This window comes from Phenylobacterium sp. (assembly GCF_046290725.1).
GTDB lineage: Bacteria > Pseudomonadota > Alphaproteobacteria > Caulobacterales > Caulobacteraceae > Phenylobacterium.
The window spans coordinates 965,383-984,882 of record NZ_JBKBUH010000002.1 but is presented as its reverse complement, the minus strand read 5'-3'; the positions used below and the strand labels follow the sequence as shown (position 1 = coordinate 984,882).

General features: G+C 68.5%; 25 protein-coding genes and 1 tRNA gene. 21 read left to right on the top strand and 5 right to left on the bottom strand.

The features are described 5' to 3' along the window. Positions 1 to 111: 111 nt before the first annotated feature. Complete coding sequence (locus tag ACK41C_RS16125) at positions 112 to 543, bottom strand: MucR family transcriptional regulator (RefSeq protein ID WP_409656297.1); 432 nt, start codon at positions 541 to 543, stop codon at positions 112 to 114. A 179-nt stretch (positions 544 to 722) separates the two neighbouring features. Here ACK41C_RS16125 and glyA point away from each other — a divergent pair, with 179 nt between their 5' ends. From glyA to ACK41C_RS16080, 9 genes are all read left to right on the top strand, one after another. Beyond that, a complete protein-coding gene (glyA, locus tag ACK41C_RS16120; RefSeq protein ID WP_409656295.1) occupies positions 723 to 2,012 on the top strand; it encodes a serine hydroxymethyltransferase in 1,290 nt (429 codons plus the stop codon). Between the two features lie 42 nt (positions 2,013 to 2,054). After that, positions 2,055 to 2,528, top strand: a complete 474-nt coding sequence (nrdR, locus tag ACK41C_RS16115; RefSeq protein WP_409656293.1) for a transcriptional regulator NrdR — start codon at positions 2,055 to 2,057, stop codon at positions 2,526 to 2,528. 102 nt (positions 2,529 to 2,630) lie between these two features. Next, positions 2,631 to 3,272 (top strand): RibD family protein, encoded by a 642-nt coding sequence (locus tag ACK41C_RS16110; protein ID WP_409656291.1) that lies wholly within the window; start codon positions 2,631 to 2,633, stop codon positions 3,270 to 3,272. Beyond that, positions 3,273 to 3,863 carry a riboflavin synthase gene (locus ACK41C_RS16105; protein ID WP_409656289.1) on the top strand — a complete coding sequence of 197 codons (591 nt, stop codon included), beginning with the start codon at positions 3,273 to 3,275 and terminating at the stop codon, positions 3,861 to 3,863. It begins immediately after the preceding gene. Positions 3,864 to 3,894: 31 nt separating this feature from the next. Then, complete coding sequence (gene ribH, locus ACK41C_RS16100; protein ID WP_409656287.1) at positions 3,895 to 4,365, top strand: 6,7-dimethyl-8-ribityllumazine synthase; 471 nt, start codon at positions 3,895 to 3,897, stop codon at positions 4,363 to 4,365. Beyond that, positions 4,362 to 4,820: a transcription antitermination factor NusB gene (gene nusB / locus ACK41C_RS16095; protein ID WP_409656286.1), complete on the top strand. Its 459-nt coding sequence runs from the start codon at positions 4,362 to 4,364 to the stop codon at positions 4,818 to 4,820. The genes ribH and nusB overlap by 4 nt, the downstream gene beginning before the upstream one ends. Continuing rightward, positions 4,804 to 5,763, top strand: coding sequence for a thiamine-phosphate kinase (thiL, locus tag ACK41C_RS16090; protein ID WP_409656284.1), 960 nt, complete (start codon positions 4,804 to 4,806; stop codon positions 5,761 to 5,763). Before nusB ends, thiL begins: the two co-directional genes overlap by 17 nt. Before the next feature lie 42 nt (positions 5,764 to 5,805). Then, positions 5,806 to 6,240 carry a hypothetical protein gene (locus ACK41C_RS16085; RefSeq protein WP_409656282.1) on the top strand — a complete coding sequence of 145 codons (435 nt, stop codon included), beginning with the start codon at positions 5,806 to 5,808 and terminating at the stop codon, positions 6,238 to 6,240. 197 nt (positions 6,241 to 6,437) lie between these two features. Beyond that, positions 6,438 to 8,558 carry a sodium-translocating pyrophosphatase gene (locus ACK41C_RS16080; RefSeq protein ID WP_409656281.1) on the top strand — a complete coding sequence of 707 codons (2,121 nt, stop codon included), beginning with the start codon at positions 6,438 to 6,440 and terminating at the stop codon, positions 8,556 to 8,558. Positions 8,559 to 8,639: 81 nt separating this feature from the next. Here ACK41C_RS16080 and ACK41C_RS16075 read toward each other — a convergent pair whose 3' ends face one another. After that, positions 8,640 to 9,128 (bottom strand): outer membrane protein assembly factor BamE, encoded by a 489-nt coding sequence (locus tag ACK41C_RS16075; protein ID WP_409656279.1) that lies wholly within the window; start codon positions 9,126 to 9,128, stop codon positions 8,640 to 8,642. A 106-nt stretch (positions 9,129 to 9,234) separates the two neighbouring features. On the opposite strand from ACK41C_RS16075, the gene ACK41C_RS16070 reads away from it, so the two are divergent. The 8 genes from ACK41C_RS16070 to ACK41C_RS16035 all read left to right on the top strand — a co-directional run bounded on the left by ACK41C_RS16070 (position 9,235) and on the right by ACK41C_RS16035 (position 14,528). Continuing rightward, a complete protein-coding gene (locus ACK41C_RS16070) occupies positions 9,235 to 9,765 on the top strand; it encodes a ubiquinol-cytochrome C chaperone family protein (RefSeq protein ID WP_409656277.1) in 531 nt (176 codons plus the stop codon). Further along, entirely contained in the window at positions 9,762 to 10,280 is a 519-nt protein-coding gene (locus ACK41C_RS16065) for a YceD family protein (RefSeq protein ID WP_409656275.1), read from the top strand. Before ACK41C_RS16070 ends, ACK41C_RS16065 begins: the two co-directional genes overlap by 4 nt. 82 nt (positions 10,281 to 10,362) lie before the next feature. Further along, on the top strand, positions 10,363 to 11,415 hold the full coding sequence (gene plsX / locus ACK41C_RS16060) for a phosphate acyltransferase PlsX (RefSeq protein ID WP_409656273.1): 1,053 nt from the start codon (positions 10,363 to 10,365) through the stop codon (positions 11,413 to 11,415). After that, complete coding sequence (locus tag ACK41C_RS16055) at positions 11,412 to 12,392, top strand: beta-ketoacyl-ACP synthase III (protein WP_409656271.1); 981 nt, start codon at positions 11,412 to 11,414, stop codon at positions 12,390 to 12,392. Before plsX ends, ACK41C_RS16055 begins: the two co-directional genes overlap by 4 nt. A 107-nt stretch (positions 12,393 to 12,499) precedes the next feature. Further along, positions 12,500 to 12,802: an integration host factor subunit alpha gene (locus ACK41C_RS16050; protein WP_409656269.1), complete on the top strand. Its 303-nt coding sequence runs from the start codon at positions 12,500 to 12,502 to the stop codon at positions 12,800 to 12,802. Positions 12,803 to 12,816: 14 nt separating this feature from the next. Continuing rightward, complete coding sequence (locus ACK41C_RS16045) at positions 12,817 to 13,227, top strand: MerR family transcriptional regulator (protein ID WP_409656267.1); 411 nt, start codon at positions 12,817 to 12,819, stop codon at positions 13,225 to 13,227. Between the two features lie 338 nt (positions 13,228 to 13,565). After that, positions 13,566 to 14,306, top strand: a complete 741-nt coding sequence (locus tag ACK41C_RS16040) for a hypothetical protein (protein WP_409656265.1) — start codon at positions 13,566 to 13,568, stop codon at positions 14,304 to 14,306. 145 nt (positions 14,307 to 14,451) lie between these two features. Beyond that, positions 14,452 to 14,528, top strand: a tRNA-Pro gene (locus ACK41C_RS16035). A 15-nt stretch (positions 14,529 to 14,543) separates the two neighbouring features. Here ACK41C_RS16035 and ACK41C_RS16030 read toward each other — a convergent pair. After that, positions 14,544 to 14,744 (bottom strand): DUF2842 domain-containing protein, encoded by a 201-nt coding sequence (locus ACK41C_RS16030; RefSeq protein WP_409656263.1) that lies wholly within the window; start codon positions 14,742 to 14,744, stop codon positions 14,544 to 14,546. Positions 14,745 to 14,775: 31 nt separating this feature from the next. Further along, the gene (locus ACK41C_RS16025) at positions 14,776 to 15,030 is read right to left on the bottom strand and encodes a GlsB/YeaQ/YmgE family stress response membrane protein (RefSeq protein WP_409656261.1); all 255 of its coding nucleotides are present in this window, start codon (positions 15,028 to 15,030) and stop codon (positions 14,776 to 14,778) included. A gap of 142 nt (positions 15,031 to 15,172) precedes the next feature. Between ACK41C_RS16025 and ACK41C_RS16020 the strand changes: the two genes are divergently transcribed. The 3 genes from ACK41C_RS16020 to ACK41C_RS16010 all read left to right on the top strand — a co-directional run bounded on the left by ACK41C_RS16020 (position 15,173) and on the right by ACK41C_RS16010 (position 17,385). Further along, on the top strand, positions 15,173 to 16,204 hold the full coding sequence (locus tag ACK41C_RS16020; RefSeq protein WP_409656259.1) for a COX15/CtaA family protein: 1,032 nt from the start codon (positions 15,173 to 15,175) through the stop codon (positions 16,202 to 16,204). A gap of 108 nt (positions 16,205 to 16,312) precedes the next feature. Then, the gene (locus ACK41C_RS16015; RefSeq protein WP_409656257.1) at positions 16,313 to 17,017 is read left to right on the top strand and encodes an alternative oxidase; all 705 of its coding nucleotides are present in this window, start codon (positions 16,313 to 16,315) and stop codon (positions 17,015 to 17,017) included. Further along, positions 16,999 to 17,385, top strand: a complete 387-nt coding sequence (locus ACK41C_RS16010; protein WP_409656255.1) for a group III truncated hemoglobin — start codon at positions 16,999 to 17,001, stop codon at positions 17,383 to 17,385. The genes ACK41C_RS16015 and ACK41C_RS16010 overlap by 19 nt, the downstream gene beginning before the upstream one ends. Here the strand turns inward: ACK41C_RS16010 and ACK41C_RS16005 are convergent. Beyond that, positions 17,375 to 18,784, bottom strand: a complete 1,410-nt coding sequence (locus ACK41C_RS16005; protein ID WP_409656253.1) for an alkaline phosphatase PhoX — start codon at positions 18,782 to 18,784, stop codon at positions 17,375 to 17,377. The genes ACK41C_RS16010 and ACK41C_RS16005 overlap by 11 nt on opposite strands. A gap of 238 nt (positions 18,785 to 19,022) precedes the next feature. Between ACK41C_RS16005 and rplM the strand changes: the two genes are divergently transcribed. After that, on the top strand, positions 19,023 to 19,496 hold the full coding sequence (gene rplM / locus ACK41C_RS16000; RefSeq protein ID WP_409656251.1) for a 50S ribosomal protein L13: 474 nt from the start codon (positions 19,023 to 19,025) through the stop codon (positions 19,494 to 19,496). Positions 19,497 to 19,500 lie beyond the last annotated feature (4 nt).

Sequence of the window (19,500 nt, the reverse complement as noted above, 5' to 3'; positions counted from 1 at the left end):
GAGGAAAAAGGGTTGCCTCGACGCCAGGGGCGGCGCATATGCCTGCGGGTCAACCCTTAGCGGAGACCTTCCGGGTTCGCTGACGTTCTCAATGCGGCCAGGCCGCAGACTTCACTTGCCGCGGCGTACGCCCCGGCCCAGCCCGATCTTCTTGGCGAAGTCGCTCCGCCGGGCCGCGTAGGCCGGCGCGACCATCGGATAGTCCGGCGGCAGGTTCCAGCGCCGGCGGTATTCTTCCGGGCTCATGTCGTAGCGCGAGCGCAGGTAGCGCTTGAGCATCTTCAGCTTCTTCCCGTCCTCCAGACAGACGATGTAGTCGTTCTGGATCGAGCGTCCGATCGGCACGGCCGGCTTGGGCCGTTCCTCAGGCGCCGGGGCGGACTCCGCCCCAAGGCTCTGGAGGGCGCTGTGGACGGAGCGGATGATGTCCGGCACCGCGTCGGCCGAAACCGGATTTCGGCTCACATAGGCCGCGACGATGTCGGCCCCCAACCGGAGCAGCTCTTCCTTCGAACGGGCTTCCGGTGCGGCGTCCACGCTCATAAAGCGCCCCCTGGCTACAAATCTGCACACCGCCAGCCCCCGTCGCATGCAGCGCGGGGTCCGCCGGTGCGGCTGCAACGCCCGTCCCCTGCATATCGTTCCCACAGATTGGATCGGCCGGCCGAATGGCCTAAAGAGCGCGCTCGGCCCGCCGCCCCAGATTCCCGAAAGGTCCGCCCATGACCGTCCACGCCCAGACCCCCCTCGACGCCTTCTTCTCCACGGGCGTCGCCGACAGCGATCCGGCCCTGGCGGCCGTCCTCTCCGGCGAGCTGAAGCGCCAGCAGGACCAGATCGAACTGATCGCGTCCGAGAACATCGTCTCCCGCGCCGTGCTGGAGGCCCAGGGCTCGGTCCTGACCAACAAGTACGCCGAAGGCTATCCCGGCAAACGCTACTACGGCGGCTGCGAGGTGGTGGACGAGGCCGAGCGCCTGGCCATCGAGCGGGCCAAGCAGATCTTCGGCTGCGAGTTCGCCAATGTGCAGCCGCACTCCGGCAGCCAGGCGAACCAGGCGGTGTTCATGGCCACCATGACGCCGGGCGACACCTTCATGGGCATGGATCTGGCGGCCGGCGGCCACCTGACCCACGGCAAGAACGTCAACCAGTCGGGCAAGTGGTTCCGCCCCGTGGCCTATGCGGTGCGCCAGCAGGACCACCTGATCGACTATGACCAGGCCGCGGAAGTGGCGCTCGCCGAAAAGCCCAAGGTGATCATCGCCGGCGGCTCGGCCTACAGCCGCGCCATCGACTTCGCCAGGTTCCGCGAGATCGCCGACAGCGTCGGCGCGATCCTGATGGTCGACATCGCCCACTATGCGGGCCTGGTCGCCGGCGGCGTCTATCCGAACCCGTTCCCGCACGCCCACGTGGTCACCACCACCACCCACAAGACCCTGCGTGGCCCCCGGGGCGGCATGATCCTGACCAACGACAAGAAGCTGGCCAAGAAGATCGATTCCGCGGTCTTCCCGGGCCTGCAGGGCGGGCCGCTGATGCACGTGATCGCCGCCAAGGCGGTGGCCTTCGGGGAGGCGCTGAAGCCTGAGTTCAAGACCTACGCCGCCCAGGTGGTGGCCAACGCCCGCGCCCTGGCCGACAGCCTGCAGCAGGCGGGCTTCAAGATCGTCTCCGGCGGCACCGACAGCCACCTGATGCTGGTGGACCTGACGCCGAAGGGCGTCTCGGGCGCGGACGCCGAAGTGGCGCTGGAGCGGGCCCACATCACCACCAACAAGAACGGCATCCCCTTCGACCCGCTGCCGCCGATGCAGACCTCGGGCCTGCGCGTCGGCTCCCCGGCGGGCACCACCCGCGGGTTCGGGGAAGCCGAGTTCCGTCAGGTCGGCAAGTGGATCGGCGAGGTGCTGGACGGCCTTGCGGCGGGCGGGGACAACTCGGCCGTGGAGGCCAAGGTCCGCGACGAGGTCCTGGCGCTCACGAAACGCTTCCCCATCTACGGTTAACCCCGCTATTTTGCGGATCGTAGGCCGCGGAGGGGCTACATCATGCGTTGCCCGTTCTGCGGCCATGCCGAAACCCAGGTGAAGGACAGCCGGCCGTCGGAAGACGGGGCGGCCATTCGCCGCCGTCGCCTCTGCCCGGAGTGCGGCGGCCGGTTCACCACCTTCGAGCGGGTGCAGCTGCGCGAGCTGACCATCCTCAAGCGTTCGGGCCGCCGCACGCCCTTCGACCGCGACAAGCTGGCCCGCTCCATCGCCATCGCCACCCGCAAGCGGCCGATCGAGCCGGAGCGGATCGAACGGATGATCTCTCTCATCGTCCGCCAGCTGGAAAGCATGGGCGAGACCGAACTGCCGTCGTCGGAGATCGGCGAGCTGGTCATGAAGCAGCTCAAGCAGCTCGATGACGTGGCCTATGTCCGCTACGCCTCGGTCTATCGCGACTTCCGCGAGGCCGGCGAGTTCGCCACCTTCCTGGGCGAGGAGGGCCTGAGCGAGGCCGCCGAGGATGAGAGATAACCCCGCTCATTCCCGCGAAGGCGGGAACCTAAGCGGGCTATCCGCAGCCCGGACCTCGATTCGGCCCGGGTCCCCGCCTTCGCGGGGATGAGCGGCGCTGCAATGATCACCCTCAAGCTCGCCACCTCTCTCGACGGCCGGATCGCCACCGCCACGGGCGAGAGCCGCTGGATCACGGGGCCGGAGGCGCGCGAGGCGGTTCATCGGCTGCGCGCGGAACATGACGCGGTGGTCGTGGGGGTCGAGACGGCCTTGGCCGACGATCCGGAGCTGACCGTGCGCCTGCTGGGCTGGAGCGGTAAGCCGCCGGCCCGCGTGGTGCTGGACAGCCGCCAGCGCCTGGCCGACGGCTGTCGGCTGGTGGCCACGGCGCGAGAGATCCCCACCTACGTCATCTCGACCACGCCGCCTGAGCCCCGGCTGACCGAGCAGGGTGTGCGCGTCCTCCAGGTCCATGCGGTTGGCGAAGAGCGGCCGGAGCTGAAGGATGTGGTCCAGAGCCTGGCGGCGGAGGGCCTGCAGCGCCTCTTCGTCGAGGGCGGCGGCATGGTGGCCGCGAGCTTCATCCGCTGCGGGCTGGTCGACCGGCTGGAATGGTTCCGCGCGCCCATGCTGATCGGGGGGGAGGGGCGGCCCGGGATCGGCGCCCTGGCGCTTGGCGCGCTCGCCGACGCGCCGAAGCTGCGCCGTCTTGAAGTCCGGGAGGTCGGCTCCGACCTCTGGGAGCGTTACGAGAGGATCTGAATGTTCACCGGAATCGTCACCGACGTGGGCCGCGTCCGCGCCGTCCGCGACACCAACCGCGACCGCAGGTTCGAGATCGAGACGGCCTTCGACCTCTCGACCGTCGATCTCGGCGCCTCCATCGCCCATGCCGGCTGCTGCCTCACGGTGGTGGAGAAGGGCGAAGGCTGGTTCGCCGTGGAGGTCTCCGGCGAAACCCTCTCCAAGACCACGCTCGGCCAATGGGGAGAGGGCGATCCGGTCAATCTGGAGCGCGCCGCGCGTGTTGGCGACGAGTTGGGCGGGCACATCGTCTCGGGCCACGTGGACGGGGTGGGGGAGGTGATCTCCGTCGAGAGCGAAGGCGGCTCCCATAGGGTGCAGATTCGCGTTCCGCGTCCTCTGCACCGCTTCATCGCGCCCAAAGGCTCCATCACCGTCGAGGGCGTCTCGCTGACCGTGAACGAGGTCGAGGACGACGTCTTCGGCGTCAACCTGATCCCTCACACCTGGGACGTGACGACGCTGGGGCGGCTGCGGCCCGGCTCGAAAGTCAATCTAGAGATCGACATGCTCGCCCGGTATCTCGCCCGCTGGCGCGAAACGGCCTAAAGGGTCCTCCCGAAGAGGACGAAACCACCCCATGCTCGAAGACAAGCTCCGCATCCTCGTAGTCGAGGCGCGCTTCTACGACGATCTGGCCGACGAGCTCCTGAAGGGAGCGACCGAAGTCCTGAATGCGCATGACGCCGACTACGATGTCGTCACCGTGCCCGGCGCCTTGGAGATTCCCGGCGCCATCGCCGTCGCCGAGGAGGGCGGCCACCGCCCGGCGGGGGTGCGCTATGACGGCTATGTGGCGCTGGGCGTGGTGATCCGCGGCGAGACCTACCACTTCGAGATCGTCTCCAACGAGAGCGCCCGGGGGATCATGGATCTGACGATCGGCCGGCGCCTGGCCATCGGCAACGGCGTGCTGACGGTCGAGGACGAGGATCAGGCCTGGGCCCGAGCCCGCGTGAGCGAGGGCGACAAGGGCGGCGGCGCGGCGCGTGCGGCCCTGGAGATGGTGGCGCTGAAGCGGCGGCTGCTGGGCGGTCAGGTCGCGCGATGAGCGGAGCCCACAACCGGCGCTCGGTGGCCAGGCTGGCCGCCGTCCAGGCGCTCTATCAGATGGAGGTCTCCGGCGCCGGCGTCGAGGCCGTGATCCGCGAGTTCTCCGAACATCGCTTCGACCGCGGCCTGGAGGGCGAGGATTCCCAGCCCATGGCGGCCGCCGACGAGGGCTTCTTCGCCGACTTGGTGCGCGGCGTGGTCTCGGCCCAGCGGGAGATCGACACGGCCGTGGCCCGTAGGCTCGCCAGCGGCTGGCGGCTGGAGCGGCTGGACGCCACGGTGCGGGCCATACTGCGCGCGGGCGCTTATGAGCTGGCCCATCGGCCGGACGTGCCCGCCGAGGTCGCCATCGACGAATATGTGGAGCTCGCCAAGTCGTTCTTCGAAGGTCCGGAACCGGGCTTCGTGAACGGGGCCCTCGACGGAGTGGCCAAGGATGTCCGCCGCGCCTGAACCGCTCGACGAGTTCGAGCAGATCGCCCGCCTCTACCGCCCGCTGACCGGCGGCGCGCCCGAGGCGCTGGACCTTCTCGACGACGCGGCGGTGATCCCGTCGCGCCCGGGCTTCGACCTGGTGATCACCAAGGATGCGGTGGTCGAGGGCGTGCACTTCCTGGCCGGCGACCCGCTGGACCTCGTCGCCCGGAAGCTCCTGCGGGTGAACTTGTCGGACCTCGCGGCCATGGGGGCCGAGCGCTATGGCTATTTCCTCGCCGTGGCCTGGCCGCCGCCCTGCGGCTGGCCGGAGCGACAGGCCTTCGCCGATGGCCTGAAGGCCGACGGGGAGGCGTTCGGCGCGGTCCTCCTGGGCGGCGACACGGTCTCGACGCCGGGGCCGCTGACGGCCTCGCTCACCCTGCTGGGCTGGGTTCCGGCGGGCTGCGCCGTGCAGCGGGGCGGCGCCCGGCCGGGGGACATCCTGATGGTCTCGGGCCCGATCGGCGACGGCTGGCTGGGGCTTCGCGCCGCCCGGGGCGCGGTCGACGATCCCGACGGCTATCTCGCCGGTCGATACCGTCTGCCCAGCCCGCGCCTGGACCTTATTACGGCCCTGCGGGACCAGGCCAGCGCCGCCGCCGACGTCTCCGACGGCCTGATCGCCGACGCGGGCCACATCGCCACCGCCAGCGGCGTGGGCCTTGTCCTCCATCTGGACCGCATGCCGCTCTCCGAGGCAGCTCTGGCCTGGCTCGCCGAGCAGCCTGACCGGCTGGAGGCCCTGCGGCGGCTCGCCTCGGGGGGCGACGACTACGAGATCGTCTGCACCGCGCCGCCTGAGGCCGCCGCGGCGCTGGGCCTCACCGTCATCGGCGAGGTCGTGGCGGGGCAGGGGGTGGAGGTTCGGCTGGAGGGCGCCCGCATCGACCCCGGCCCCGGCGGCTGGAAGCACCGGTAGGGATCAACCCTCCCGAAACCCTATTCCGCTAAACCTACGGCCATGCTTCGCCGCACGCTCCTAGCCGCCCTGCCGACGCTCGCCGCCGGCGCCGCCCATGCGGCGGGCGCGCCGGCCGAGAAGCCGGCGGCCATCGGCCAGTACGTCGACCTCTCGCCGGTGGCGGCCCCTATCGTCGTCAACGGGCGGCTGATCAACTACGTCTTCGTCACCGTCCGGCTGCTGCTGACCGCCTCGGCCGACGCCGCCAAGTGGCGCTCGCGCGAGCCCTATTTCCGCGACGCCCTGGTGCGCGCGGTGCATCGCGCCCCGGTCACCAGCGATAAGACCTATGTCGCGGTCGACGAGGCCAAGCTGAAGGCCGTGATGCTGCGCGAAGCCCAGGCCATCGCCGGCAGGGACGTGACCGGCGTCGCCATCACCGCCCAGGCGCCCAAGCGCTCGACGGGCCTGCCTTCGCCGCCTCTCAAGCCCTGAGGGGCGCCCTTGCGTCGCCTGGAAACGGGCGTTGCGCCGGCCCCATACAACTGGCAACGTCCCTGCCTTGTCGAGGCGGGCCAATTTCAACAGGCCCGCCCGCTTACGGGGAAACAAACAGGGCCTGGACTCCCGGCGCCGCTTTCGTGGCGTCCGTCGGGCGGTTCCGCGCGAAACGCTAGAGGGGCGATTCGAATATGAGTTCCGTACTACTGCTGGTGATCGTCGCCGGCTTGCTGGCTGTGCTCTACGGCATAGTCAGGACGGCCGGCCTGTTGCGGGCCTCGCCCGGTTCGGCGCGGATGCAGGAGATCGCGGGCGCGATCCAGGAGGGGGCCCAGGCCTATCTCCGCCGGCAATACACCACCATCGCCATCGTCGGGGTCGTCATCCTGGTGATCGTGGCCGTCCTGATCGGGGTGCCGCCGGCCATTGGGTTCGCGATCGGCGCCATCCTCTCCGGCGCCGCCGGGTTCGCGGGCATGCTGATCTCGGTGCGCGCCAACGTACGGACGGCCCAAGCCGCTTCCGAAAGCCTGGCCAAGGGCCTGTCGCTGGCCTTCACCTCCGGCGCGATCACCGGCATGCTGGTGGCCGGCTTCGCCCTCCTGGGCGTGGCGGTCTATTTCGCGGTGCTCACCGGCCCGATGGGCTTCGACCCCACCAGCCGCACGGTGATCGACTCCCTCGTGGCCCTGGGCTTCGGCGCCTCGCTGATCTCCATCTTCGCCCGCCTGGGCGGCGGCATCTTCACCAAGGGCGCCGACGTGGGCGGCGACATGGTGGGCAAGGTCGAGGCCGGCATCCCCGAGGACGATCCGCGTAACGCGGCGACCATCGCCGACAACGTGGGCGACAATGTCGGCGACTGTGCGGGCATGGCCGCGGACCTGTTCGAGACCTATGCAGTGACTACGGTCGCCACCATGGTGCTGGCGGCGATCTTCTTCCGCGGCACCGAGGCGGTGACCGGCATGATGCTGCTGCCGCTGGCGATCTGCGCGGTCTGCATCGTCACCTCGATCATCGGCACCTTCTTCGTCCGGCTGGGCAAGAACAACAACATCATGGGCGCGCTCTATCAGGGCCTGATCGTCACCGGCGTGCTGTCGGTGGGCGCCATCTGGTGGGTGACCAGCCAACTCGTGCCCGACGCCGTCACCGTCGGCGCCCTGAGCTTCGACGCCATGAGCCTGTTCTGGTGCGGCGTGGTCGGTCTGGCCGTCACCGCCGCCATCGTGGTGATCACCGAGTACTACACCGGCACCGGCTTCCGGCCGGTGAAGTCGGTGGCCAAGGCCAGCGTCTCCGGCCATGGCACCAACGTGATCCAGGGCCTCGCCATGTCGCTGGAGTCCACGGCGCTGCCGGCCCTGGTGATCATCGTCGGCATCATCGTCACCTACAGCCTGGCGGGCCTGTTCGGCATCGCCATCGCCACCACCGCCATGCTGTCGCTGGCGGGCTTCATCGTGGCGCTCGACGCCTTCGGCCCGGTCACCGACAACGCCGGCGGCATCGCCGAGATGGCCGGCCTCCCGCCGGAGGTCCGCGTCTCCACCGACGCCCTGGACGCCGTCGGCAACACCACCAAGGCGGTGACCAAGGGCTACGCCATCGGGTCGGCCGGCCTCGGCGCCCTGGTGCTGTTCGCGGCCTATACCGAGGACCTGAAGTTCTTCTCGGCCACGGCCGAGCCGGGCTCGTTCTTCGAGGGGCTGGGGACGGTCGCCTTCGACCTTTCGAACCCCTATGTGGTGGTCGGCCTGCTGTTCGGGGGCCTGCTGCCCTTCCTGTTCGGCGGCATGTCCATGACGGCCGTCGGCCGGGCGGCTGAATCCGTCGTCGCCGAGGTGCGCCGCCAGTTCAAGGAAAACCCCGGCATCATGACCGGCGAGGTCAAGCCGGAATACGGCAAGGCCGTCGACATCCTGACCCGCGCGGCGATCAAGGAGATGATCGTCCCGTCGCTGCTTCCGGTGGCCTCGCCGGTGGTGCTGTTCTTCGTCATCAACGCCATTGCGGGCAAGGTGAACGCCTTTGCTTCGCTGGGGGCGATGCTGATGGGCGTGATCGTCACGGGGCTCTTCGTGGCGATCTCCATGACCTCGGGCGGCGGCGCCTGGGACAACGCCAAGAAGTTGATCGAGGAAGGTCACTATGGCGGCAAGGGATCCGAGGCCCACAAGGCCGCGGTGACCGGCGACACCGTCGGCGACCCCTACAAGGACACGGCGGGACCCGCCGTGAACCCGATGATCAAGATCACCAACATCGTGGCCCTGCTGCTGCTGGCCGTGCTGGCCCACAGCGCCTGATCAGATCGGGCGGAAAAACGAAACGCCCCGGAGAGCGATCTCCGGGGCGTCTTTCTTTGCGCTTGTCGAGACGCGAGAGGCTTACCGCCGGTCGCCCGGGCGGTTGCCGGGGATGTTCTCGTCCTGGTTCGGCAGCATGGTTCCGCGACCCACATTGCCCAGCAGCTGTTCGAGGATGGTCAGCTCGCGGCCCCGGGTCGGCGTCTCGCGGCCGTTGAAGGCGATGACGCGACCGTCCTTCAGCGTCAGGGTGTCGACGTTCCGCACCACCTCGCTGTCCTTGTCGAAGGTGATGGCCACCACGTTGCGCGAGGTGATCACCGGCCGGCGGAAGGCCACGCGCTCCTTCACCTGGTCGACATAGAACCAGACGTTCGGGTCGAAGGTGGAGGTGGCGGAGGGCGAACCCAGGCTGGCGCGCACGGTGGACTTGGTGTCGGTTCCGACCTTCACGTCCTTCGGATTGGCCTCGATGGCCTGGAACCCGGAATAGGTGGTGATCGGCGCGCAGGCGGCCGTGGCGGCCAGGAGGCCGGCGGCGAAGGCGGCGTAGGCGACGCGTCGATGCATGTGCGAACCGGACCTGTTCATTTTTCCGAGGCTTTGACCTATCTCTCGCCGCCCCTTAGTTCAATGGCCGGCTTTAGGCGGCCCTGAGGGCGAAATCGAGGCCTGAATGTTCTTCGACCGCTTCTTCAAGCGCCGCCCGGCGCTCGCCGCCGGCGCCAAGCTCTACGCCGCGGCGGTGGCCCGTGCGCGCAATCCCAGGCTCTATGCGGATTACGCGGCGCCCGACACGGTGGAGGGGCGATTCGAGCTCTACACCCTGCACGTCTTCCTGCTGCTCGACCGGCTGCGCGGCGAAGGCCCGCAGGCGAGCGAAACGTCGCAGGCCCTGTTCGACACCTATGTCACCGCCCTGGACGACGCCCTGCGCGAGATGGGGGTGGGCGACCTTTCGGTCGGCAAGAAGATGCGCAAGCTGGGCGAGGCCTTCTACGGTCGCGTGAAGTCCTACGAGAAGGCCTTCCAGGCCCTGCCGGACGCCGCCGCCCTGGAGGCGCTGGTCGCCCGAACCGTCTATGCCGGCGGCGACGCACAGGCCGCCCCGAAACTGGCGGCCTATGTCGTGACCGAGCGGGCGGCCCTGCGCGAGGCGCCCGTGGCGCGGCTGCTGGCGGGCGACGCGCCGTGGAGCGAGGCATGACCTGGCCCAAGACCCTCCGGTTCAGGGAGGTCGCGCGCGGCCCGCAAACCCTGCGCCTGGAGCCGCCGGCCGAGGCGCGGGCGCAGATCGCCCGCAGCCTTGGGCTCGAAGGCTTGCCGGAGCTCTCTGCGGAGCTGGCGGTGCGGCCCTGGCTCGACGGCGCGGAGATCAGCGGCCGGCTGAAAGCGGTGGTCGAGCAGGTCTGCGGCGTCAGCGGCGAGCCGTTCGAGCAGGCGCTCGAAGGCGAGATCGCCGTTCGCGTGGTCCCGGCCGGCAGCGCGGCCGCGCCGGCCGATTCGCCGGGCGGCGAGGTCGCCCTCGACCTGGAGGCGGAGGATCCGCCGGACGTCGCCGAGGGCGAGGAGATCGACCTTTCGGCCTATGTGATCGAGCATCTGGCGCTGGAGATCGATCCCTTTCCGCGCAAGCCGGGAGCGGTCTTCGACTACGCCCCCGAGGACCCGGAGGACTCGCCCTTCGCCGCGCTGCGCCGCCTGAAGGATCGCGAGGGGTGAACGCGCACGCGTTTGCAGGTCCGCGGCGCGGTTGTATCGTCGCGGCGCTGATCGGCGCGAGCGCCGCTGGGGGAATGACTGCTTGAACCGATCCTTGGTTCTTTCCATCGACGCCATGGGGGGCGACCATGGCCCGGGCGTGGTCGTGCCGGGCGTGGCGATCGCCGCGGGCCGAATCCCGCAGGCCGGCTTCCTGCTGTTCGGCGACCAGGCCGCCATCGAGGCGGAGCTGGCCCGCTGCCCGACGCTGGAAGGCCGGGCGGAGATCCGCCACTGCGACCGCGTCATCGCCATGGACGAAAAGCCCGCCCAGGCGGTGCGCCGCGGCAAGGGCACCTCCATGTGGAGCGCCGTCGAGGCGGTGAAGGCGGGCGAGGCCCACGCCGCGGTCTCCGCCGGCAACACCGGCGCTCTGATGGCCGTCTCGCTGCTGCTCCTGCGCATGAGCGTGCCCATGGACCGGCCGCCCCTGGTGGTCAGCTGGCCGGGCCACAAGGGCGTCACCACCGTGCTGGATGTGGGCGCCAATGTGGACTGCGACGCCGAACGGCTGGTGGAGTTCGCCATTCTCGGCGCGGCCTTCCACCGCGTGGCGCACGGCGCGGCGCGTCCTACCGTCGGCCTGCTGAACGTCGGCTCGGAGGACATGAAGGGCCACGAAGAGGTTCGGGAAGCCCACGCCCTGCTTCGCGCGGGCGATTTCGACTTCGATTATCGAGGGTTCGTGGAGGGCGACGACCTGTCCAAGAACACCGTCGATGTGGCCGTGACCGATGGATTCACCGGCAATATCGCCCTCAAGACCGCCGAGGGCACGGCCCGCTATCTGGGCGCGGAGCTGCGCCAGGCGCTCACCGGCTCGCTGCTCTCCACGCTGGGCGCGGCGCTCGCCCGCGGCGGCCTCCTGAAGTTCCGGGAAAAGATGAACCCGCCCCCCGCCGCGCCGCTTTTGGGCCTCAATGGCGTGGTGGTGAAGAGCCACGGCGGGGCGGTCGACCGTCAGTTCGCCGACGCCATAGGCGTGGCCGCGGATCTTGCGCAAAGCGACTTCGCAGCCGAGATCGAACGGAATATGACGCGGCTCACCGCCGCGGTGGCCGAGCAGCCGCCGGCCGTCGATGGAGCCGCCGAGTGACGAAAGTTCTGCGTAGCGTGGTGACCGGGGTGGGGGGCTTCCTTCCCAAGACCGTCGTCACCAATGACGATCTGGCCAGGATCGTCGACACCTCGGACGAGTGGATCGTCGAGCGCACCGGCATCCGCCAGCGCCACAAGGCGGCCGAGGACGAGCCGGTCTCCGACCTCGCCGTCGAGGCCGCGCGCCGGGCCCTGGAGGCCGCCGGCCGCCGGCCGGAAGACGTGGACCTCATCGTGGTCGGCACCACGACGCCGGACCTGACCTTTCCGGCCACCGCCACCATCGTCCAGCGCAAGCTCGGCTGTCCGGTCGGGATCGCCTTCGACGTCCAGGCGGTGTGCTCGGGCTTCGTCTATGCGCTGTCGACCGCCGACGGCTTCGTCGCCCGCGGGCGTTCGAAGTGCGCCCTGGTGGTCGGCGCCGAGACCATGACCCGGCTGATGGACTGGACCGATCGCGGCACCTGCGTGCTGTTCGGGGACGGCGCGGGCGCCGTGGTGCTCGAGCCGCAGGAAGGCGAGGGGACCACCGCCGACCGCGGCCTGCTCGGCTTCGCCCTGCGCGCCGACGGGACCAAGCAGGACCTGCTCTATGTGGACGGCGGGGTCTCCACCAACGGCCAGGTCGGCCATCTGCGGATGCAGGGAAACCAGGTGTTCCGCCACGCGGTCGTGAACATCTCCGAGGCGATCTTCGCTGCGGCCGCAGACGCCGGAATCGACGTCCACGACGTGGATTGGTTCATCCCCCATCAGGCCAATCAGCGGATCCTGGAAGGCGTCGCCAAGCGGGTGGGAATCGCCGAGGAAAAGGTGATCTCCACCGTGGCCCAGCACGCCAACACCTCGGCCGCCTCGATCCCGCTGGCGCTCTATCAGGGCCTCCAAGACGGGCGGATCAAGCCGGGCCAGCTCCTGCTGCTCGAAGCCATGGGCGGCGGCCTCACCTGGGGCGCCTGCGTGCTGCGCCTTTAGGCGAACGGCAAGAAGAGGGCTTGAAGCCTTTGACTTGCTGCGACAATCGGTCCATGACGACGTAAGGTAAGACGCAAGTAGCGGTTGTTTCGGGGCAGGGGCGTTCGATGAAAGGCGCAACGGTGACACGGGCCGACCTTTGCGAGGCGGTTCACGAGGAGGTGGGGCTGACCCGCCAGGACTGCGCCGAGCTGGTCGAACGCACGCTTGAGCTGATGGCCCAGGCGTTGGAACGCGGCGAGCAGGTCAAGCTCTCCGGCTTCGGCGTCTTCCAGGTGCGCGAGAAGCGCCCGCGCATGGGCCGCAATCCCAAGACCGGCGAACCGGCCGCCATCGACGCGCGCCGCGTGATCGGCTTCCGCGCCTCCCAGGTGATGAAGGCGCGGGTCGACCGCGCCCTCTCGCGGTGAGGTCGCTCTAGGCCGTGGCCAAGGGCCCGGACGCCTTCCGGACGATTTCGGAAGCCGCCGAGGAACTCGACGTGCCGCAACACGTGCTGCGGTTCTGGGAAACCAAGTTCTCCTTCATCCGCCCGATGAAGCGCGCCGGCGGGCGCCGATTCTATCGGCCCCAGGACATCGCCGTGCTGCGCGGGGTGAAGAGCCTGCTGCACGAGGCCGGCTACACCATCAAGGGCGTCCAGAAGCTGCACAAGGATCGGGGTCTGAAGGGGCTGCTGGAAGCCGCCGAGGGCCGCATCCGCGCGGCGGCGGAAGACTTCGGCCGCGATTTCGACGTCCCCAGGCTGGGCGAGGCCGGGCGCGAACGCCTGGCCGAGGCGCTCGACGGCCTCGAGGCCGCCAAGGCCCGCCTGGACGCGCTGCTTCAACGATAGGCGCAATTTCAGCTTGCCCGCGGCTCGCAAGCGGCTAGAAGGGCCGCTCGCCGATGTCGGAGCGTAGCGCAGCCTGGTAGCGCATCCAATTGTTTGACTTACTTAGACATTTGTCTCGACTGGAAACTGGCTCTTTTCAGTAATTTCGCCCTAGGCCCGTCGACAGATGAAGGTTTGTGTCGACGACAATTTCGGCCGTTACACCCGGCGGTGCGCCCGGCAAATCGCACATTTAAGTTGCATGGTTCGGCGAGTCGCCCTTTCGCTGAAGCGGCGCTGCTGCGGGCGAAATTCCGAAGCTGCGGGTCGATCCGCCCAAGGGATAGCCAATGAATAGGATGGAGTTCGAGGCTCGGCTGGCTGAACACACCGGCGCGGCGAGAAGAAAACTCAGTGAGGAGATTTCGCAACTCCATCAGAGATCCAAAGCCGACCTACACTCCGCAAGCACCATCGTCCGCTCAGACAACCTGACTGTCCCGATTGTCCACGAGCTCGTGCTCTCGGTTGTGAAAGAGTACGAGGGCGTGAGGTCCGCTGACCTAGACGGCACCCTCGCCAGGGTTGCTCGCGCCCACCTCGAAGCCTTCTGCGCCGACATATGGTCGGGCTGGAATACAAGCGGCCTGATGCTGGACAACGGCACGATTAAGCAAGGTGAGCGCCGTGTCGGCAATATAGCCGAGGCCGCACTGTCGCTCTTTGACCGCTCCGTCCCTTCCGGTCTCTCAGAGCCAGGGGAAGAGACAATAGCTCGCGAAGCTCCTGTGCCAGCGTCTGACCGCTACGTCTCCATCGCCGATAACGCTCGGACCGACATCACTTCGCAGATCACGGCGCTTCGCGACGCCGTCCAGAGCGCCAATGATGTAGGCGAGGAGGAGCGCTTAATCGCCCTCAGCGAACTGGCTGCTTTCGAAGCAACAATTCTGCAGCCCCGTGTTTCCACTAAGCTGATCGAGCGTTTTGTAAACTACGTGCTGAATTGGATTGTGACTGTTATCCCCAAGGCGATACTCGGTGCCGTTGTGGAAGTTCTCGCGTCGAGGCTTATGGCGCACCTGACTTCAGGTGCTTAGATAACTAAGCGCCGCGAACGGCTGGTCGAGGCGCTCGACGGCCTCGAGGCCGCCAAGGCCCGGCTGGACGCGCTGCTTCAACGGTAAGCCGCAATTTCAGCTTGCCCGCGGCTCGCAAGCGGCTAGAAGGGCCGCTCGCCGATGTCGGAGCGTAGCGCAGCCTGGTAGCGCACTTGACTGGGGGTCAAGGGGTCGTGGGTTCGAATCCCGCCGCTCCGACCATCGGCCGGACGCCTGTCAGAGGCGTCCCCGGTTCATCCACGAGATCAGCGGCAGGATCGGCACGCCCCAGGCCAGGCCCGCAAGGCCGTAGAAGGCCAGGTGGGCCGCCCAGTGGTCGGGCAGGCGTTCGCCCAGCATCACCACGCCCCAGGCATAGGCGATGAGGAAGGCGACGATGCCGACGCCGCCCACGAACTTCCGGCTCCGCGCGTTCATCGCGCCTCTATAGGCGCCGGGCGGGCCGCCGTCACGCTCGGCGGCGACGCACCAGGCCGAAGATGAACAACAGCAGGATCGCGCCCAGGGTGGAGACGATCAGGCTTCCGACGAATCCGGCGAACTCTATGCCCAGCGCGCCGGCGACGAAGGCTCCCAGCAACGCTCCCGCCAGTCCGACGATCAGGTTCATGAAAAGGCCATGGTCGCGCTTCATCACCTGTTCGGCGATCCAGCCGGCCAGGATGCCGATGATGATCGCGCCCAGAATTCCGACGCCGCTCATGGGGTCTTCCTCTCCGTGGCTTCTGCGTCTGCGGAATGCCGCGGCGGCCGTCCGGTTCCGCCGGCGGCGGGGGCGTGGACTGTCGGCCCTATCTCGTCTAGGTCCCGAGATACCGTCGCGTTAAGGACGCCAGTACACGCCCATGACCTCCTTCCTCCGCTCCGACCGCTCCACCCCCGTGGCCGTCTGGCTGTTCGCGGTGGCGGCCCTGGTCCTGGCGATGGTGGTGGTGGGCGGAGCGACCCGGCTGACGGATTCGGGCCTGTCGATCACCGAGTGGAAGCCGGTCACCGGCGTCCTGCCGCCGATGTCGGACGCCGACTGGCAGGCGGAATTCGCCCGCTACCGCGAGATCCCCCAGTATCAGCAGGTCAACCGCGGCATGAGCCTCGCCGAGTTCAAGACCATCTACTGGTGGGAGTGGGGACACCGCCTGCTGGGCCGCATCGTGGGCCTGGCCTTCGCCGTCCCCTTCGCCTGGTTCCTGATCCGCCGGGAGATCCCCAGGCGGCTGGTCTGGCGCTGCGTCGTCCTGTTCGCGCTGGGCGGGCTCCAGGGCGCGATCGGCTGGTGGATGGTGGCCAGCGGCCTTTCCGAAAGGGTCTCGGTGGCGCCCGAGCGGCTGATGGTTCATCTGGGCCTGGCCTTCGTGCTCTTTTCCGCCCTGATCTGGACCGCACTGGACGCCTGGGCGGGCGCGCCGCGCCAGACCCTGCCCAGCCCCTGGACCCGGCGGTCCCTCGCCCTGGTGGGGCTAGTCCTCTTCCAGATCCTGCTGGGGGCGTTGGTGGCCGGCAACGACGCCGGCCTCGTCTATACGGACTGGCCGCTGATGGGCGGCGGCTTCTTCCCGGCCCAATATGCGGGGGAGGGGGTCTGGGGCACGATCGCCCATAGCCAGGGCGCGGTCCAACTGCACCACCGGCTGGTCGGCTACCTGCTGGTCGGCGTCGGGGTCGCGGCGGCCGTCGGGGCCCGGCGCTCGCGCTACCTGTCCGGCGCGGCCAAGGGTCTGGCCCTGGCCACGGCCACAGCCATCGGCCTTCAGGCGGCGCTGGGGATCGCCACCCTGATGCTGCGCGTGCCGATCAGCCTGGGCGTCGCCCACCAGGTGGCCGCAGCCCTGGTGCTGGGGCTCGCCACCGCCTTCGCCTGGCGCGTCCGCCGACTGTGACGTCTCCGTAGCAGCCCGTAGGGGACGCTCCCGAATATCGGCCATCCGGCCGCCGGCCTATACCTCGCCTTGCCCGCTCCCCCGGGTTCGTACGCAAGGATCAGGATTATGACCGCCCCGCTCGCCGAGACCGTCCACCACAAGCCCTCGGGGCTTTCGGACCGCGTCGCCTTCGGCTTCGTGAAGCTCCTGCGCTTCTGCGCCGACACCTTCTTCGCCAAGCGTTACGGCCACCGCGCCGTGGTGCTGGAAACCGTCGCCGCCGTGCCCGGCATGGTCGGCGCGACCTTGAACCACCTAAAGTGCCTGCGCCGGATGTGCGACGACCGCGGCTGGATCAAGACCTTGATGGACGAGGCCGAGAACGAGCGCATGCACCTGATGACCTTCATCGAGGTCGCCAAGCCCACCCTGTTCGAACGCTTCGTCGTCGTGGCCGTCCAGTGGGTCTTCTATCTCTTCTTCTTCGGCCTCTATCTGGTCTCGTCGAAGACCGCCCACCGCGTGGTCGGCTATTTCGAGGAAGAGGCGGTGATCAGCTACACCCACTACCTCGCCGAGATCGATGAGGGCCGTTCGCCCAACGTCGCCGCCCCGGCCATCGCCAAGCGCTATTGGGGCCTGCCGGAGACGGCGACGCTGCGCGACGTGGTGCTGGTGGTCCGCGCCGACGAGGCCCACCACCGCGACGTCAACCACGGCTATGCCGACGAACTGGCCGGCCTGCCGCCGAAGACGAACGTCGCCCCGTGCCCGCCGCACCATGCGCTAGAGCCCGCCTGGAAGAAGGCCGAATGGCCCAAGGCGGCATGACCATCCTCAGCCCCGAAGTCGCGGCGGAACAGGACATCGAGCGCCTGGTCCGCCGCTTCTACGAAAAGGCCCGGGCCGAGCCGACGCTCGGCCCGGTCTTCAATTCGGCGATCCACGACTGGGAGCCGCACATCGCGACCCTTACGGACTTCTGGTCGTCGGTGACCCTGGCGAGCGGGCGCTACAAGGGCGACCCGTTCTCCGCCCACCTGCCGCTAGGCCTGCAGCCCGACTGGTTCCCCATCTGGCTTCGCCTGTGGCGGGAGACGGCGCACGAGGTGTTTCCCGCCGAGGTGGCGCAGGTCTTCGTCGAGAAGGCCGAGCGGATCGCGCGCAGCCTGAGCTCGGGGCTGTTCTTCAGGCCCTGAAGCTTTCCCACGGCCCCGTGATCGCCAGTGTCAGGCCCGGCCAGTAGATGTTCACGAACAGCGTCCGCCCGTCCGGCGAGAAACAGGCCCCGGCCAGCTCGGCGTTGTCGCGATAGACGTTGCGCCCGACGGTGTAGACCTTGCCGTCGGGGGTGACCCCCTTCAGGTGGTTGCGCAGGGTGTCGGAATAGCGGTCCTCGCAGACCAGGATATGACCCCAGGGCGCTACGACGATGTTGTCGGCGAAGTCCATCACCCGCCCGTCGCTCGGCTCCACGAACAGCTCCAGGCGACCGGGCTCGTCGGCTTCGCCGGGCTGGCCCTCCTTGGGGCTTGGGACATAGCGCAGGATCTGCCCGTGCCCCTGGGGCCCGCTGGAGGTGCAGGTGAAATAGACGCCGGCGTCGGAGTGGAAGATTCCTTCGCCGCGGCCCACGAAGGCCGCGCCCGCCGCCTGGCCGCGCAGGCGCAGGTCGGCCTTGGGGCTGTCGGTTCCCTCAAGGTCGATCCAGACGGTTTCCTTCACCTGGCCCGGCGTCCAGAAGATCGGATCACCCTTGAAGTTGCGCACGTCGCCGCCTTCCGGCGCCTCGCGCAGGCCCAGCGCCTGCAGCCGTCCGCCCTTGGCGAGGTTGCGGCGGTCGTTGGGCAGGAAGCGGTAGAAGAGGCCGCGCTGATCGAAGCTGTCCTCAGTCAGATAGACGATCCCCGTGCGCGGATCGATCGCGGCGGCCTCGTGCTGGAAACGGCCCATCTCCTTCAGGGGGTGCGGCGTGACGACGCCTCGGGCGGCGGACGGCACTTCGAACACCCAGCCATGGGTCTGGCTGGAGCCCGATTCCGGCGTCAGCACCGATTCCTCGCAGGAGAGCCACGATCCCCAGGGCGTCGGGCCGCCGGCGCAGTTCACCGTCGTGCCCACCAGGCTCAGGTGCTGGCTGACCATCCGGCGGCTCTTCAGGTCGTAGATCATGGTGGTCGTGCCGCCGGGCAGGGGCAGGCCATCCTTGTTCAGGGCGTAGGCCTTGTTCCGGTCGAACTTCGCGGCCAGGCGGCTTCCCACCCCGAACGGGCCGTGGTCGAGATCGGTATGTCGCAGCTCGTGATTGCGCACCAGCGCCACCTGCGAGCCGCGATAGGGGAAGCAGGCCATGCCGTCGGCCTTGTACGGCACGAGGAAGCCGTCGCTCATGGTCTCCCCGGCCTGGGAGATCACCTGATAGGAGAAGCCTTCCGGCAGATCGAAGATCTTCTTTGGGTCGGGGACCAGCGGTCCGTAGCCGTGGACCTCGTTGACATAGGTTTCGGCCGCGCCCTGGCCGTTGGCTTTCAATGCATAGCCGCCGAACGCCGCGGTCACCGCCGCGCCGGCCAGGAAGCCCCGCCGGGAAGAAATCATGACGCCTGTCCCCTGAACTCTCGGAGGCTGAGTGCTACTCCGCCCGCATCACAAATGCATGACCAAAAATCCGGCCCGCATATTATCGTGGTATCATGATACCATGTGCGGGAAATGCTGATTTTGCAACGGATTGCGGCAGGCGCCGATTGACATGTTTGCAGGCGCCGCGTAAGAGCGCGCCCTCATGTCGCTGGCGGGAAGGGTCCGCCAGGGCAAAGGCATACGGATCGTTCCCATGATGAAGACGACGGCTTCCCTGAAGCCCGCCGACGTCGAGAAGAAGTGGATCGTGATCGACGCCGAGAACGCCGTGGTCGGCCGCCTCGCCTCGTTCATCGCCATGCGTCTCCGCGGCAAGCACCGCCCCGACTACACCCCGCACGTCGACTGCGGCGACTTCGTCGTCGTCGTCAACGCCGACAAGGTGAAGTTCACCGGCAAGAAGCTGACCGACAAGGTCTACTACTGGCACACCGGCTATCCGGGCGGGATCAAGGAACGCACCGCCGACAAGATCCTCGGCGGCAAGTATCCCGAGCGGATCCTGGAAAAGGCCGTCGAGCGCATGCTGCCGAAGGAAAGCCCGCTCGCCCGCAAGCAGATGACGCATCTGCGCATCTATAACGGCGCGGAGCACCCGCACGCGGCGCAGAACCCCGAGACCATCGCGTTCGCCGACCTGAACGCCAAAAACGTGCGGAGCGCGTAAGCCA

Coding starts and splice junctions, on each gene's coding strand:
- ACK41C_RS16075 (WP_409656279.1), bottom strand. CDS start 9,128: ATGCATCGACGCGTCGCCTACGCCGCCTTCGCCGCCGGCCTCCTGGCC.
- ACK41C_RS16005 (WP_409656253.1), bottom strand. CDS start 18,784: ATGATTTCTTCCCGGCGGGGCTTCCTGGCCGGCGCGGCGGTGACCGCG.
- nusB (WP_409656286.1), top strand. CDS start 4,362: ATGAGCGGAGCCCACAACCGGCGCTCGGTGGCCAGGCTGGCCGCCGTC.
- nrdR (WP_409656293.1), top strand. CDS start 2,055: ATGCGTTGCCCGTTCTGCGGCCATGCCGAAACCCAGGTGAAGGACAGC.
- ACK41C_RS16065 (WP_409656275.1), top strand. CDS start 9,762: ATGACCTGGCCCAAGACCCTCCGGTTCAGGGAGGTCGCGCGCGGCCCG.
- ACK41C_RS16010 (WP_409656255.1), top strand. CDS start 16,999: ATGGCCCAAGGCGGCATGACCATCCTCAGCCCCGAAGTCGCGGCGGAA.
- ACK41C_RS16040 (WP_409656265.1), top strand. CDS start 13,566: ATGGAGTTCGAGGCTCGGCTGGCTGAACACACCGGCGCGGCGAGAAGA.
- ACK41C_RS16050 (WP_409656269.1), top strand. CDS start 12,500: ATGAAAGGCGCAACGGTGACACGGGCCGACCTTTGCGAGGCGGTTCAC.
- ACK41C_RS16015 (WP_409656257.1), top strand. CDS start 16,313: ATGACCGCCCCGCTCGCCGAGACCGTCCACCACAAGCCCTCGGGGCTT.
- glyA (WP_409656295.1), top strand. CDS start 723: ATGACCGTCCACGCCCAGACCCCCCTCGACGCCTTCTTCTCCACGGGC.
- ribH (WP_409656287.1), top strand. CDS start 3,895: ATGCTCGAAGACAAGCTCCGCATCCTCGTAGTCGAGGCGCGCTTCTAC.
- ACK41C_RS16110 (WP_409656291.1), top strand. CDS start 2,631: ATGATCACCCTCAAGCTCGCCACCTCTCTCGACGGCCGGATCGCCACC.
- ACK41C_RS16020 (WP_409656259.1), top strand. CDS start 15,173: ATGACCTCCTTCCTCCGCTCCGACCGCTCCACCCCCGTGGCCGTCTGG.
- ACK41C_RS16085 (WP_409656282.1), top strand. CDS start 5,806: ATGCTTCGCCGCACGCTCCTAGCCGCCCTGCCGACGCTCGCCGCCGGC.
- ACK41C_RS16025 (WP_409656261.1), bottom strand. CDS start 15,030: ATGAGCGGCGTCGGAATTCTGGGCGCGATCATCATCGGCATCCTGGCC.
- rplM (WP_409656251.1), top strand. CDS start 19,023: ATGATGAAGACGACGGCTTCCCTGAAGCCCGCCGACGTCGAGAAGAAG.
- ACK41C_RS16105 (WP_409656289.1), top strand. CDS start 3,273: ATGTTCACCGGAATCGTCACCGACGTGGGCCGCGTCCGCGCCGTCCGC.
- thiL (WP_409656284.1), top strand. CDS start 4,804: ATGTCCGCCGCGCCTGAACCGCTCGACGAGTTCGAGCAGATCGCCCGC.
- ACK41C_RS16030 (WP_409656263.1), bottom strand. CDS start 14,744: ATGAACGCGCGGAGCCGGAAGTTCGTGGGCGGCGTCGGCATCGTCGCC.
- ACK41C_RS16125 (WP_409656297.1), bottom strand. CDS start 543: ATGAGCGTGGACGCCGCACCGGAAGCCCGTTCGAAGGAAGAGCTGCTC.
- ACK41C_RS16080 (WP_409656281.1), top strand. CDS start 6,438: ATGAGTTCCGTACTACTGCTGGTGATCGTCGCCGGCTTGCTGGCTGTG.
- ACK41C_RS16070 (WP_409656277.1), top strand. CDS start 9,235: ATGTTCTTCGACCGCTTCTTCAAGCGCCGCCCGGCGCTCGCCGCCGGC.